The sequence below is a fragment of the Haladaptatus sp. DYSN1 genome (assembly GCF_029489995.1).
GTDB lineage: Archaea > Halobacteriota > Halobacteria > Halobacteriales > Halococcaceae > QDMS2.
The window spans coordinates 420,730-435,280 of sequence record NZ_CP120472.1 but is presented as its reverse complement, the minus strand read 5'-3'; the positions used below and the strand labels follow the sequence as shown (position 1 = coordinate 435,280).

Below are 14,551 nucleotides of genomic sequence, written 5' to 3'. Positions count from 1 at the left end.
AATAATCCGGGCACCGGCGGGTTTGGCCGTCGGTTCGTCAGTGCATCCCCGGCGTCGGCGCGGTGAACTGGCCCTCGTCGTCGAATTCGATGGGTTTTGGCTCCTCGACCACCCGGAGGTCCTCGCGGTCTCTGGCCTCCTCGACGAGCGCCTCGGAAACGTAGAGTCGCTGGAGGCGCATCGTGTCGGTCACACGCGCGACGCGGATTTCGTCGGGCGCGAGGATGCCGACGGTCGAGACGCAGGCGACCAGCCCCGCCCGGTCAGTCTCCATGATTGGCGGCACACGCGCCCCGTGGGGAGCACTCGCCGTGATGGTGTTGATGACCGCCTTGTACAGTTCGGTGTCCGCGATGAGGTCCTGGTGGACGAAGTCGGCCATGCCGAGCGCGGTGGCGTTTCCGTGCGAGGGGGCGGTGAGCGAACGGACGAAGATGCGCTTTACGTCCGGTGATTCTGGTTCGGGTTCGAAGCCAAAGCCACGACGCCCGATGACGTTGGTGTCCATCCCGGAGCCGCTGATGTCCTTGCCCATCTGGTCGACGACGAGCACGTCCAGTTCCTCGAACGGCAGCGTCGGCATGATGTCGTAGGCCAGTTCGAGCAACTCGGCTTCGCGCTTCAGGAAGCCAGAGGGGGGGACGCCCTCGAGGACGGCGGTGTCGTCGTGCTGGTCTTCGACGAGGGCGACCCCGCCGACGACCGGCAGGTTCTCCAGGTGCAGCGAGGCGATTTGTGGAATCATCTCGCGGAAACTCCAGTTGACCGCCCCCTCATGGGCGAACTTCGCGCCGCGCTGTTTGCCCATGCCGATGACGAGCATCTTCGAGAGCCCGCTCTCGACTTTCCCGCTGAAATCGGTGTGTGGTTTCACGCGATTGATGGGAATGATGGCGTCCGCGGCGGCGGCGTTCGCGTCGGCTACCACCGAAACGCCACGCTCGGGCGTCTTGCCAACTTCTGTGACCTCCATCGTCGCTCGAATCTCACACCCGACGGTGTCCTCGTTCACGCCGAGCGCGTCGAGTTTTCCGCGCTGGCCCTCGGCGGTCGCGCCGCCGTGGCTCCCCATCGCCGGGAACACGAACGGCTGGAACCCGTGGTCTGAGAGGCCGCTCACGACGCCGCGGACGATGATGGGCAGGTTGGCGATACCCCGACTCCCGACGCCGACCGCCACCTCGCCGCCCTCGGGTATCCGGTCGAGTGCGAGGTCCGAGACGGCGTCGGCGGCCTGCGATTCGATTTCGTCTCGCGGAATCGGGTCTGTGTCCCACAGTTGCTCGATGACTCCCATCTTCGGGAAATCCTGTTCGCCACAGGCCGTGAGAATCGTCTCCTCCGGTATCGGGCCGACCACTGGTTCGGCAGAATCTGACATGACACACACTCCCAAGCGAAAGAGCATAAAAGAATCGCTCGCGGGGTACACGGTCCTTGACTGCCCGCCCCTCCCGAGAACGAAGCCATTCTCGAATCACGCAGTTGCGGGAAATACTTATCATACTCGTCGCTCCACGTTTGCAGTATGCGGTACTACCTGCTCCCGACAGCTTCGGGAGAGAGACTGATAGCTGAGACGCCGGACGGCGCATACGACCTGACGGCCGCGAAGCGGACACTCACATCGTTCTCGCAGTTGGCGGAGAGCGCCGACCTCGCCGAGACATCGGTCGATGCTATCGCGTCGGGACTCATCGATTCTGCACCCGAGGTGTCGAAAGACCGCCTCGACGATGAGGCAACGCTCCCGCTTCGCCCCGACGAGGTGTGGGCCGCGGGCGTCACCTACCAGATAAGCGAGCAAGCCCGCGAGAACGAAAGCGGGATGCCGGAGATGTACCTCGACGTGTACCAAAACGAGCGTCCGGAAATCTTCTTCAAGGCGACGCCGAACCGAACCGTCGGTCCCGGCGAGGCCATCGGCATCCGCGCCGATTCCGACTGGGACGTCCCTGAGCCGGAACTCGGCATCGTCCTCTACGACGGTGAAATCGTCGGCTACACCATCGGCAACGACGTGAGCAGTCGTTCTATCGAGGGAAGCAATCCGCTCTATCTACCCCAGGCGAAAGTGTACGACCGTTGCTGTGCGGTCGGCCCGTGCGTCGCGACGGCCGATTCGATTGGCGACCCACACGAACTCGAAATGTCGATGTCCATCACGCGCGATAGCGAAACCGTCTTCGACGGAACCACCTCGACGAGCGAGATGGTGCGCGACTGTGAGGAACTCGTCTCCTACTATCGCCGGCACAACCACGTCCCGAAGCTCGCGGTGCTCCTGACCGGGACGAGTCTGGTGCCGGACGACGACTTCACGCTCGCAGAGGGCGACGTGGTTCGCATCTCCATCGAGAACGTCGGCTCGATAGAGAACACGGTAATTACCGTCTGATTCGACGCGAGTGGCGTCTCCGAAAGCCGACTGAATGCAATCGAAAAAACGCTGGTCGACGCGTTACTCCGCGACGTAGTGTTCGAGCGTGCCGATGCCCTCGATTTCTACCTCGACCGTGTCACCTGGTGAGAGCGGACCGACCCCTGCTGGCGTCCCCGTAGAGATGACGTCGCCGCGTTCGAGCGTCATGTAGGTCGTCACCTCGGCGATGAGTTCGGGCACGGAGAAGATGAGCTGTGAAATCGACGACTCCTGTTTCGTCTCACCGTTGACGCGCAGCGAGACGCTCGCGTCCTCCGGGACGTGTTCCGGGTCCGCGACGACAGGACCCATTGGCGCGGCGTTGTCGAACGCCTTGCCACGCACCCAGTTTTGCTCGACGCGCTGGTCGTCGCGATTGGAGATGTCGTTCAGACAGGTGTACCCCGCCACCACGTCCATCGCATTTTCTTCAGACACGTTTCGACACTGCTCGCCGATGACGACGCCGAACTCCGCCTCCCAGTCGACTCGCTCTTTGCCTTCGGGGAGCGAAATCGTGTCGCCGTGGCCTGCGAGCGTGTTCGGCGGTTTGAGGAACAACAGCGGGCGCTCTGGGATGTCGCTGTCCGTCTCCTCTGCGTGGTCTGCGTAGTTGAGGCCGACACAGACGATTTTCGACGGCTCGGTCGGTGGTAACAGGTCCACCGCCTCGGGGTCGTACAGCTCGCCGGCGAATTCGATACCGTCGTCGGTCCATGCTCCGTTGCGTACAGTGCCCGCTGAATCGCGGAATCGTGCGTGACGCATACGATACCTGTCGGCTCAGCCCTCAAAATGGTTCGGTTGGCGGCGAACGTTAACTCCCTCCTACCACGAGGTGACGGTCACGTCTCGGAGCGGGCGTGAGAACGGGACCGTGACCTGCCCGCCGGTCGAGTCGGCGAGGTAGAAGCCGACGATGACTTCGAGCGACCGGGTCGCCTCCCGCCCTGTCGAGTGATTCGACGCCGTCCCTTCGAGGAGGCCAACGATGTGGTTCGTTGCGTTCGCGAACGACCCGCGGTAGTCTTCGTCCCACTCCCAGGCGGTGTCGATGCCGGGAATCGGACGTTCTACGTGGGTGCCATCTTCCAGACTCCAGTAGCGCCACTCGCCGTCGTCGTTGTTCATGTAGAGTTTGCCCTCCGTGCCGATGAACTGGAACGTCATCGAGGAGATGTCGCGTGCGACGGTACAGTCGATGGTGACGAACGTGCCGTCGTCCATGACGACGAACCCACCGCCCCCGGAGTCGTCCACCTCGCGGTCACCTTCCAGCGCAGTCACGGCGTCGTTTTCGCCGTTGAGGTAGCCGCTCACGCGCTCGGGGCGTGCATCGAGCAGGAACACGAGCGTGTCGATGAGATGTGTCGAGTTGCGCAGGAGTTCGCGTCTGAACTGGGCGGTCACCGATTTCACGTCACCGAGCAGGCCATCTTGAATGAGGCCCTGTACGTGCTGGAGTTTGTCCGTAAAGCGAAACGAGTGGTTGATGACGAGTTCTGTGTCCGTCTCGTCGCAGGCAGAAATCATCGCCTCCGCGTCGGATACGCTCGACGCGATGGGTTTCTCACACCAGATGACGTCCGGATTCGCGTCCGAGTAGGCGGCGTCCACGACGTGGTCGTGATGGAGGAACGTGGGCGTACAGACGGAGACCACGTCGAGGTCCTCCTTGGCGAGCATGGCCTCGTGGCCGACGTACCGTCCCTCCTCGGGAATGTCCCACGCGTCGCCGAACCGGTCGATTTTCTCGGCGTCCACGTCCGCCACCGCGACGAGGTCGATCTCGTCTACGGCGTGGTAGCCGCCCGCGTGACTCTCCACGAACTTTTTCTGGCCGATATCCTCCTCGTCGTGCAGTCCGAGGACGCCCATCCCAGCGATGCCTCCCGTGCCGATGATGCCCGCTCTATAACTCATGCGTGGATTGCAAGTGTTTGCTGAAACTATTTGAAGATATGCCATCGGGTGACACTCGCAGGAATATTCCGTGCCGGGAGGGCCGCTACGAGGCCAATTCGAACGAATGCCGGTGGCCAAACACTTAACCCACCGCCACAGAGATTTGGACGGTAGCGCACCATGAGAGCGATTATTCAGACGGAGCGAGAGCGAGGCGGAATCGAATTCGGGGAACACGAGCGGTCGGACCCGGCACCGGACGAAGCGCTGGTGAAGGTCCACACCGCGGGCCTCTGTGGCAGCGACGCCCACGCCTATAAATACACGGCCGGGTTCGAGTGGATTCCCGTCCCGCGGGTGATGGGTCACGAGTACTCGGGCGAAGTCGTCGAAGTCGGCGAGAACGTCGTCGACCTGCAACCCGGCGACAAGGTCGTAGAGAGTCCCATCCACGACTGTGGACACTGCTTCCAGTGCAAAAACGACCAGTCGAACGTATGTGCGAATTTCAAGGTAACCGGGATGCACAACGACGGCTGTTACACCGAGTACACCACCGTCGGTGAGCGCCACCTGCACAAGGTTCCCGAAGCCGTCCCGCTCGACGAGGCAGCCATCACGGAACCGACGAGCATCGCGGCCCGGGCGGTCCTCGAACGAGGGACCATCCAGCCGGGACAGAACGTCCTCGTCGAAGGGCCAGGGCCGATTGGCATCCTGACGGGGGCCATCGCGGACGCCCGCGGCGCGAACGTCGTCGTCTCCGGCCTCGGTGCCGACACGAAGTATCGGCTGCCACTGGCTCAGGAACTCGGCCTCGAAACCGTCGATATCGAGAACGAGGACCTCGACGCCTTCACCGAGAACTACACCGACGGTATCGGGTTCGATGCCATCTTCGACACGACGGGCCATCCCTCGGGCGTGGAGAACGCCGCGGAACAGATTCGTCGCGGTGGTGAAATCATCGTCATCGGCCTCCCGACGGGCGAGAGCGAGGTGTTCTTCACCCCGCTCGTCCGCGGTGAAGTGGACGTGAACACCTCCTACGGTTCGACGTGGCGCAACTTCGAGCAGGCGCTTCGCCTCATCGAAAACGGCGACATCGACGCGAAGACAATCATGGACACCTCCTACAGCGTCGAAGAACCGGTCGAGGCGTTCGAGGACTTCCTCGCCGGAGAGACGTGCAAGCCGGTGTTCCGCTTCTGGGACTGAGACATCCCGCAACTTTTTGGTCGGGTGGACAGAGCGAGTGATATGGAGTACGCTTTCCTCGTCGTCGCAGACGACCTGACGGGGGCGATGGACACGGGCAACGAGTTTGCGAGGCGTGGCTACGCGACGACGGTCGCACTCGGCGCGAGGCTCGACGACGACGCCGCGTCGGTCGCCGTCGTCAACACCGAATCGCGCTATAGTTCGCCAGTCGCCGCCGCGGAAGCCATCGAACGTGCCGTGCGTGAGACGCCCGCTGGTGTCGTCTACAAGAAGGTGGATTCGACGTTGCGCGGGAACCTCGTGGCTGAAATCGACGCCGCACTGAAAGCGACCGGCGCGGACCTCGCCGTCGTAGCCCCGGCCTTCCCGGCGAACGGCCGGACGACCGAAGACGGCATCCACCGCGTGAACGGCACGCCAGTCACCGAAACAGCGGCCGGGAACGACCCGGACAAACCCGTCGAAACGGCCCACCTGCCGACGTTGCTCTCGGCCAGCGACCACCTCGTTTCGCACCTTCCAGCGGCAACGGCAGAAGCAGGACCCGAAGCGGTCGCGACGAGTCTCGCGGAGATTGCCGACAGTGAGGGACCTGCTGTCGTGTCCTGTGACGCAAGGAGCGCGGCCCATCTCGCTGCGATTGCAGAAGGTAGCGCAGACTCGGGTCTCGACATCGTCTACGTCGGGAGTGCGGGCCTTGCAGAGCACGTTGGCGTCCCCACAGAACCGACGGAGGGTGAACACGCCGACGGCCCACCCCGCATCGAAGACCGGGAGGCTCGGGTTCTCGGCATCGCGGGCAGCACGAGCCCGGTAACGGTCGAACAGGTAGCGGCGGTTCCAGAAGCTCTGCGAGTGCAACTCGACCTGCGCGAGACAGTCGTAAACCCGGAGACAGCCACAGCAGATGCGGCGACTCGGACCCGCACCTGCCTTCGGAAGCAGAATATTGCACTGCTCGAAACAGTCGGCGAGGACGCGGACGAAGCCCTCCGCGTTGGGCGGGAACGGGATATTCCCGAACGTGAGATTCGGTCGCGTATCTCTGAAACGCTCGGAGCGGTGACCGCACGTCTCGTCACTGAGGAAACGGTGACTGGGCTGTTTCTCACCGGTGGGGCCGTCGCCGCGGACGTTCTCGGGGCACTCGGAACCGAGGGCATCAGACTGCAGGGCGTGGCAGTCGAGTCGGGTGTTCCCATCGGCCGCCTCGTCGGTGGCGAGGCCGCCGGCTTACCCGTCGTGACGAAAGCGGGTGCGTTCGGCGAGACAGGGACAATACATAACTGCCTCGCTACCCTCGGAGGAGTCGATGAGTGACCGACCTACTGTTGGTGTGACCATGGGCGACCCCGCTGGTGTCGGCGGTGAAATCATCGTGAAAGCGTATCCGCAGCTTTGCGAATTGGCCACCGTCGTCGTCATCGGAGACGCAGACGTGGTTCGGAAGGCTGTCGATGTTTGCGACGCGGAACTTTCAGTTCGAGCGATTTCGACGGTCGATGCAGCCACGAGCGACCCCGGCGAAATTCCCGTCCTCGACCTCGACAACGTCTCTGACCACGCCTACGGCGAACTTCGCGAAGCGTACGGGAAGGCGAGTCTGGCGTACGTAGAGCGGGCAATCGAACTGGCGAAGTCGGGCGACATCGACGCCATCGTGACCGCGCCCATAAACAAGCAGGCGACGCGCATGGCCGGCAGCGAACACGCCGGCCACACCGGGATGCTCGCCGCCCACACTGGCACCGAGAACTACTCGATGATGCTCATCGAGGAAGACCTGCGAGTAACGCACGTCAGCACGCACGTCCCGTTGCGGGAGGCCTGTGACCTCGTGACGACTGAGCGCGTGCTCGCCACCATCGAGGTGACGGCCGAAGCACTTCGACGACTCGGCATCGAAGCGCCGACTATCGGTGTCGCGGGGCTGAACCCCCACGCGAGCGACGGCGGGTTGCTGGGTACGGAAGACGACTCCGAGATTCGCCCAGCGGTCGAACAGGCCCGCGAGCGCGGTATCGACGCCCACGGCCCAGAATCGCCCGACACCGTCTACGTCAAAGCCTCCAGCGGAGCCTACGATTGCGTCGTGTCGATGTACCACGACCAGGGGCACATTCCCATCAAGATGCTCGGGTTCAGCGACGGTGCGGCGGTCAGTGGCGTGAACATGACCATTGGCCTCCCCATCGTCCGGACGAGCGTCGACCACGGAACGGCCTTCGACATCGCCGGCCAGAACGTGGCCTCGGAAGCGAGTCTCATCGACGCCACTCGTGTGGCGGTCAGGGCCGTCAGGTCGTCACAAACCGTTCACTCTGGGTGAACGGCTGTCTCCGCCGTCGAAACGGGCCGTCGAGCGCGGGAAGTGAAGGCGAAACCGTCACTTGCGTTCGGCAGGCGGACGCCTCCGTTCGCGTAGGGAGCGATGCTGTTCAGTAACACTGAATAAATGTTTTATGGGAGGGGATAGTGTGTGTGCATAGCACGCATGACCACCAAACAAAAAAACACGGTCGGGGCGATCGAGACGACGCTGCGAATAATGGAGACGCTGAAAGAACTCGACGGCGCGGGGGTAACGGAGCTTTCGACCGAACTCGACATCCCAAAGAGCACGGTCCACAGCCACCTTTCGACCCTGCAGGAAAACGAGTACGTGGTCCGAAACGAGAACGACTATCGACTCGGCTTGCAGTTCCTCGAATTCGGGGAGTACATCCGCAGTCGCCGCCACATCTACGAGGTAGCGAAACCGGAGGTGGAGCAACTGGCAGAGGAGACGGGCGAACTGGCGAATCTGCTCGTAGAGGAGTGCGGACAGGGGGTCTACCTCTGTCGGGCGCGGGGCACGAACGCCGTCCAGCTCGACACCTACGCCGGCATGCGCGTGAACCTCCACTGTACGGCGCTCGGAAAGGCGGTCATGGCCCACTACCCGGAAGAACGGGTCGACGAGATACTCGACCGCCACGGGATGCCCGTCCGGACGGAGACCACGATAACAGACCGCGAAGAACTGAAACAGGAACTCGCCGAAGCGCGCGAAAAGGGGTACGCAATCGACAACGGCGAACGCCTTGCCGGGCTGCGATGCATCGCCGCGCCCATCACCGACCAGCAATCCAGGGCGCTCGGCGCGATTAGCATCTCCGGCCCGACGAGCCGAATGCAGGGTGAGAAGTTCGACCGGAAACTCCCGGAACTCCTGTTGAGCGCCGCGAACGTCATCGAACTGAACATGACGTACTCGTAATCGTCGGGCTAGGACTGTCCGGCCCCGCTTTGAGCCCATCTCGCCGCGTCTCCCCACACGCGACACAACCGTCCACCATCGCTGAACAGCTAGTTGGTACCAACTGACACTGGTCGCGGACGGCGGAATCGAGTCGAGAAACCGGTGAACGAAAGGATTTTGCCCCCGTGAATCAGTTCTTCGACAACGCGATGGTCAACGATTCCCCCGGGACCGAAACCGCACAGGCGAACTCGAAAATACAGCGAGTGACCGAGAAGTACGGCCTGGACGACGTAGACGAAGAACTAACAGAACGGTGGACGCGCGCCGAGAATCCGGAGAGCCTGCGAGACCTCGCAGACCAGTTCAACCGGTGGGTGCTCGCCGCCGCCGTTTCGAACGCCGGAATGAACGTCCTCGATGGCGAACTCGACAATCTCTACAGACTGCTCACGGACGACGTGAGTAGGGGTGTCAGGACGGAGGCGACGAAGCGCCTCGAACGCAACGGTATCGACCCCGATACGCTTACGAGCGACTTCGTCTCCCATCAGACCGTCCACAACCACCTGACGAAACACCTCTCGGTCACCCAGGAGACGGTTTCCGACGAAGAGCGCATCGAGAAGGGACGCCAGTCAGTGCTCCGCCTGCAAAACCGGCTTCGCGCCATCACGGAGGAACTGCTCGACCGCCTCGAACGAACCGGACGCATCACGCTCGGAAGCTTCACCGTATTCGTGAACGTCAACGTGTTCTGTGAGGACTGCGGTGTGCAGCTGGGCGTCGACGACCTGCTCACCGCCGGCGGCTGTGACTGTGCAGACGACGAGTAAAGAGGCAGGTGGATTTACAGTAATATGGCTGTAAATACAAGATGTGGCGACACCCCCTCCCCGCTCGCTGATGCGTTCAGCCGTGGAATATTTGCGTTCAGTATGGCTGAATGATTTGCGAATGCCGTGTGAGTTGATACCATTGTTGATTCGCAAAATCTCACGGCCAGTTTGCGACATCCATCCACTCTCGGCGCTGAAGCGTTGAAATACTACAAATGTCATCACCGATGCACAGGTGTGCCCATTACTGCGAGGAGAAAGTCAGGTGGTTACCATCACGTCGAAAATAGCGGATTGTTGGGTCACCGGTTGTCGGTTTTCACTGAAGAGACGGTGAGTCGAGGGGGTCGAGTCCGCCGTTGGAGCCACGGAACCAGTCGATTCGCCATGTCCGGGTAGTCGTTTCTTCTAGTTGAACGGGTATTTCCACATGCGGGCCGCGTATGCGAGGCTTTCCCTCGATTTTTCGTTCGCCCGTCGAGAAGTCGTATGCGAGCTCGTACCGTGCTGTAAACCAACGTTTCGCGTGAATCGGCCCCAAAAATTATCAGTGAGGACGTTCCTGTCTCGGGCCAACCTCGAGGGGTGCCGCCGGGCACAACCGCGCCATCCCACGGTTTTCTGCGAGAGCGACACTGAGTGGGCCGTCCACACTGGATGAATCGAGTTGCGGCGTCCGTTCGGGCGATGACGCCGACGACGAAGGGGCACCTTGAGGCGAAGAACTATGCCATCTCATTTCGAAACGTGAGACAGATGGTACCGACATTCACGGGTTACAGACGAGAGAATGGACGGATCGGCGTCAGGAACCACGTGGCAGTCATTCCCACGTCGGTCGCCGCCGCGAGCGTCGCGTCGCGAGTCGCGGGGGATGCAGGGGCGTGGGCAAGAGCAACGCCGCATCAGATGGGGACCTCCCAGCCGGAGGCGGCACGGAAACAGACAGAGCGCGTCCTCGTCGGCGTCGGACAGAACCCGAACGTCGGGTCCGCGCTGGTGGTCGAACTCGGCACCGAGGACATAGACGCGGAAGTGGTCGCAGACCGAATCGCGTCGGTCGGCAAACCCGTCGAGACGCTCTCGATTCGAGACGCCGGCGGAACCCGTGCCGCGCTCGATGCTGGAGCGGACGTGTGCGAGGACCTGAATCACGCTATCAAAGATGCTCGTCGCGAAGAGGCAGACGCCTCGGAACTCGTCTTCGGCGTCGAATGCGGCGGCAGCGACGCGACGAGCGGCATCGCGGCGAACCCGTCGGTGGGGAACGCCTGTGACCGCCTCATCGCGGACGGCGGCACGGCCAGTTTCAGCGAGACGCCAGAGTTCATCGGCGCAGAGCACCTTCTCGCCGACCGCTGTGTGGACGAAACGGTGCGCGAGCGACTCCTCGCCCGCGTCGAACGCCGTGAGAACATGGCGAAGATGATGGGCGTAGACATCCGCGAAGCCCAGCCGTCACCCGGTAACAAGGAGGGCGGGCTTACGACAATCGAGGAAAAGAGTCTCGGCGCAATCTCGAAAGGCGGGACTTCGCCCATTCGGGGCATCGTCGATTACGGGGAGCAACTCCCCGTCGGCGGGGGGCTCGTCCTGATGGACACCCCCGGCTACGACGTAGAGAGCGTCGTCGGCAAGGTGGCCGGCGGCGCACAGGTCGTCGCCTTTACGACCGGGCGCGGGAGCACCACCGGCAACCCAATCGCCCCGGTCATCAAGGTGACGGGGAACCCGAAGTGCTGGGAGCGCATGTCCAACAACATGGACGTGAATGCGAGCACGATTATCGACGGCGAATCGCTCGACACCGTCGGAACGCGAATCTACGACAAACTGCTCGCCGTTGCGGACGGGGAACGAACCGAAGCGGAGAAGCGCCGTCTCGAAGAGTTCGCTATCAACGAACTCCAGCCGAACGAACTGGCGCGACTGGGGGCGGGCGTATGAAGGGTGAAGTCGTAGACGGCGCGGCGCTGCTCATGACCGAGCGCGACGTGGTCGTCACCGCAATTGCCGACCTTCCGGCGGGCCACGAAATCGCCCTCGATGGCCGGACGATTACGCTCGCAGACGACGTCGATTTCGGCCACAAGTTCGCCATCACGTCGGTCGCTCGCGGCGAGGACATTGTGAAGTACGGCGAGGTCATCGGCCGAGCCTCGACCGACATCGAACCGGGCGACTGGGTCCACACGCACAACTGTGAGAGCACCCGCGGGCGTGGCGATTTGGAAGCCACCACCTCGGGAGGTGAGGTCGCATGAAGTCGGCCGGCACGGTCAGGGAAACCGAAGGTGCGGTGCAGTTCGAGGCGTTCGACCGCGGTGACGGTCGCATCGGCGTGCGAAATCGCGTCCTCGTCCTCCCCTCAGTCATCTGCTCGCACATGGTCGCAGACCGCATCGCCGCCTCAGTGCCCGACGCCGTGAGCACGCCCCACGACCACGGGTGTGCGCAAATCGGCAGCGACAACGACCAGACGAGGCGAACGTTCCTCGGCATCGGAACCAACCCGAACATCGCCGGCACGGTCGTCGTCGGCCTCGGATGCGAGGTGATTCAGTCGGACAGTCTCGCGGCGGACCTCGCAGCCCGCGGCGTGCCCGTCTCGGAACTCTCGATTCAGGGGGTTGGCGGAACCGACGAGTGCGTCGAACAGGGCATCGAGCTGGTCGAAGAGCTGAAACGGTCGGCCCACGAGACCGAGCGCGGGTCGGCCAGTCTCGGAGACCTCACCGTCGGCATCGTCTGCAGCGACCTCAGCGAGTCGAGCGTCGAGACGGCAGAACCGCTCGTCGGTGAATTCACGGACGCAATCGTCGATGCGGGTGGCCGCGTCGTCGTCGCAGGCAGTGAGCGAATCACCACCCACGGCGATGAAGCGGTTGCCGCCGCGGCAAACGAGGAGACGGCGGCGCAGGTCGAAGCCCTACTCTCTCGCCACCGCGACCTCCCGCCGAAAGCGAGCCATCTCGCTGCTGCATCGAGCGGCACGTCTTTCGACCGAGTGACCGGCGTCTGGGGCGACCAGTCCGCGCGGGAAGTCGTCGAGTATGGCGACCAGGTCACCATCGATTCGGGTCTCGCGTTGCTGGACGCCCCGTCGAACTTCGAGGAGGCGGCGACGGGCCTCGCAGCCGCTGGCGCGCAGCTCGTCGTTCACGTCACTGCGGACGGCATCCCGGCAGGCCATCCAATCGTCCCGGTGCTCAAGGTCTCGGGCGACGTGGACACGGTGGCAGCACTGCCAGACGACATCGACATCGATGCGACGACGACGGACCTCGACGGGCTCGAAGACCGGGTCCGCGCCATCGCAAACGGCGACCCGTGCTGTGCGGAGAACCACGGCCTCACCGAGTTCGCCATCACGCGAGTCGGCCCGTCGATGTAGGCTCCGGGTGGGGATTGCACCCACCGAAAAACCCCTAAGGCTTGGGTGAGAACGTCGTCGTGTATGGGAACCAACCTGAATTTCGTAAACGGGGAGTGGACCGAAGCCGAGACGGGTGACACGTTCGAGAACACCAATCCGGCCGACCCGGCGGACGTCATCGGGAGCTATCAGTCCTCGAGCGCCGCAGACGCAGAACGCGCCATCGAGGCGGCGGCCGAGGCAGCGGACGAGTGGGCGGCGACACCCGGTCCGAAGCGGGGCGCGCTGCTCCGACGGACTGCCGCCGCGCTCGACGACCGACGCGAGGAGGCGACGGCGACGCTCGTCCGCGAGGAGGGGAAGACGCGACCCGAAGCCGCGGGCGAAGTCGGCCGCGCCGTCGATATCTTCTACTACTACGCGGAGAAAGCCCGCGAGATTGGCGGCGACGTGAAAGCGGCGAGCGGCGGTTCGACGGACCTCTACACGGTAAACGAACCAGTCGGCGTCGTCTCGCTCATCACGCCATGGAACTACCCCATTGCCATTCCGGCGTGGAAACTCGCCCCGGCGCTCGCGGCGGGCAACACGGCGGTTCTCAAGCCGGCGTCCATCGCGCCAGAGTGTGCCCGCATCCTCGTCGAGTGTCTCGACGAAGCCGGCGCGCCCGACGGCGTCGTGAACTACGTCACCGGGTCGGGGAGCAAAATCGGCGGCCCGCTTTCGACCCACGAGGCCATCGACGCCGTCTCGTTCACGGGGAGCGCAGAGGTAGGCCACCACGTGTACGAGGAGGCGACGGTGGAAGGAAAGCGCGTCCAGACGGAAATGGGCGGAAAGAACCCGACGGTCGTGACGGAGAACGCAGACGTAGACCGCGCGGTAAACATCGTCGGTTCGGGCGCGTTTGGCGTCACGGGGCAGGCGTGTACTGCAACCTCGCGAGCAATCGTCCACGAAGACGTGGTAGACGACTTTGTCGAAGGGATCGTCGATTACGCAGAGTCGCTCGAAATCGGCCCCGGCGACAGTGGTGCTGACATGGGTCCGCACGTGAGCGAGTCCGAACTCGAAAGTACGCTCAAGTACATCGAACTCGCCCAGGACGAGGGTGCAACGCTCGTGTCCGGCGGCGAGAAAGTAGACCGTGACGGCTACTTCGTCGAACCGACCGTGTTCACGGACGTGGACAACGGCATGCGCATCGCCCAAGAAGAAGTGTTCGGGCCGGTGCTCGCCGTCATCACCGTCTCCGATTACGAGGAGGCAATCGAGACGGCAAACGATGTCCAGTTCGGTCTCTCTTCGGCCATCGTCACGGAAGACCTCAACGAGGCAAAACAGTTCACCCGCGACGCGGAAGCGGGCATCGTGAAGGTCAACCAGAAGACGACGGGCGTCGAACTGCACGTCCCGTTCGGCGGGTTCAAGAACTCGTCGAGCGAGACGTGGCGCGAGCAGGGCGACGCCGGCCTCGACTTCTACACCATCTCGAAGACGGTGTACGAGACGTTCTAAGCAGCCAATTGCGGTTGTGGCTTTTCTTA

At 63.1% G+C, this 14,551-nt stretch carries 13 protein-coding genes; 10 read left to right on the top strand and 3 right to left on the bottom strand.

The genetic code is table 11. The features are described 5' to 3' along the window. Nucleotides 1–37: 37 nt before the first annotated feature. Nucleotides 38–1,381 (bottom strand): DUF362 domain-containing protein, encoded by a 1,344-nt coding sequence (locus tag P0648_RS19630; protein ID WP_277506138.1) that lies wholly within the window; start codon nt 1,379–1,381, stop codon nt 38–40. A 147-nt stretch (nt 1,382–1,528) separates the two neighbouring features. On the opposite strand from P0648_RS19630, the gene P0648_RS19625 reads away from it, so the two are divergent. Next, nucleotides 1,529–2,398 carry a fumarylacetoacetate hydrolase family protein gene (locus P0648_RS19625; protein ID WP_276248881.1) on the top strand — a complete coding sequence of 290 codons (870 nt, stop codon included), beginning with the start codon at nt 1,529–1,531 and terminating at the stop codon, nt 2,396–2,398. Nucleotides 2,399–2,461: 63 nt separating this feature from the next. Here P0648_RS19625 and P0648_RS19620 read toward each other — a convergent pair whose 3' ends face one another. Both P0648_RS19620 and P0648_RS19615 read right to left on the bottom strand, forming a co-directional pair. Then, nucleotides 2,462–3,190, bottom strand: a complete 729-nt coding sequence (locus P0648_RS19620; protein WP_277506137.1) for a fumarylacetoacetate hydrolase family protein — start codon at nt 3,188–3,190, stop codon at nt 2,462–2,464. 60 nt (nt 3,191–3,250) lie between these two features. Beyond that, nucleotides 3,251–4,345: a Gfo/Idh/MocA family protein gene (locus P0648_RS19615; RefSeq protein WP_276248879.1), complete on the bottom strand. Its 1,095-nt coding sequence runs from the start codon at nt 4,343–4,345 to the stop codon at nt 3,251–3,253. A 162-nt stretch (nt 4,346–4,507) separates the two neighbouring features. Between P0648_RS19615 and P0648_RS19610 the strand changes: the two genes are divergently transcribed. From P0648_RS19610 to P0648_RS19570, 9 genes are all read left to right on the top strand, one after another. Next, complete coding sequence (locus P0648_RS19610; protein WP_276248878.1) at nt 4,508–5,545, top strand: zinc-binding dehydrogenase; 1,038 nt, start codon at nt 4,508–4,510, stop codon at nt 5,543–5,545. Nucleotides 5,546–5,587: 42 nt separating this feature from the next. After that, nucleotides 5,588–6,868, top strand: coding sequence for a four-carbon acid sugar kinase family protein (locus P0648_RS19605; protein WP_277506135.1), 1,281 nt, complete (start codon nt 5,588–5,590; stop codon nt 6,866–6,868). Beyond that, nucleotides 6,861–7,877, top strand: a complete 1,017-nt coding sequence (gene pdxA, locus P0648_RS19600) for a 4-hydroxythreonine-4-phosphate dehydrogenase PdxA (protein WP_277506134.1) — start codon at nt 6,861–6,863, stop codon at nt 7,875–7,877. The genes P0648_RS19605 and pdxA overlap by 8 nt, the downstream gene beginning before the upstream one ends. Nucleotides 7,878–8,042: 165 nt before the next feature. Beyond that, nucleotides 8,043–8,807 (top strand): IclR family transcriptional regulator, encoded by a 765-nt coding sequence (locus tag P0648_RS19595; protein WP_276248875.1) that lies wholly within the window; start codon nt 8,043–8,045, stop codon nt 8,805–8,807. A gap of 191 nt (nt 8,808–8,998) precedes the next feature. Next, nucleotides 8,999–9,625, top strand: coding sequence for a rod-determining factor RdfA (gene rdfA / locus P0648_RS19590; protein WP_277506132.1), 627 nt, complete (start codon nt 8,999–9,001; stop codon nt 9,623–9,625). Between the two features lie 759 nt (nt 9,626–10,384). Then, nucleotides 10,385–11,575 carry a UxaA family hydrolase gene (locus tag P0648_RS19585; protein WP_277506131.1) on the top strand — a complete coding sequence of 397 codons (1,191 nt, stop codon included), beginning with the start codon at nt 10,385–10,387 and terminating at the stop codon, nt 11,573–11,575. Next, entirely contained in the window at nt 11,572–11,892 is a 321-nt protein-coding gene (locus P0648_RS19580) for a UxaA family hydrolase (RefSeq protein ID WP_277506129.1), read from the top strand. The genes P0648_RS19585 and P0648_RS19580 overlap by 4 nt, the downstream gene beginning before the upstream one ends. After that, nucleotides 11,889–13,022 (top strand): UxaA family hydrolase, encoded by a 1,134-nt coding sequence (locus P0648_RS19575; protein ID WP_277506128.1) that lies wholly within the window; start codon nt 11,889–11,891, stop codon nt 13,020–13,022. Before P0648_RS19580 ends, P0648_RS19575 begins: the two co-directional genes overlap by 4 nt. 63 nt (nt 13,023–13,085) lie before the next feature. Next, nucleotides 13,086–14,522 (top strand): aldehyde dehydrogenase family protein, encoded by a 1,437-nt coding sequence (locus P0648_RS19570; RefSeq protein WP_277506126.1) that lies wholly within the window; start codon nt 13,086–13,088, stop codon nt 14,520–14,522. The last annotated feature ends 29 nt before the right edge of the window (nt 14,523–14,551 follow it).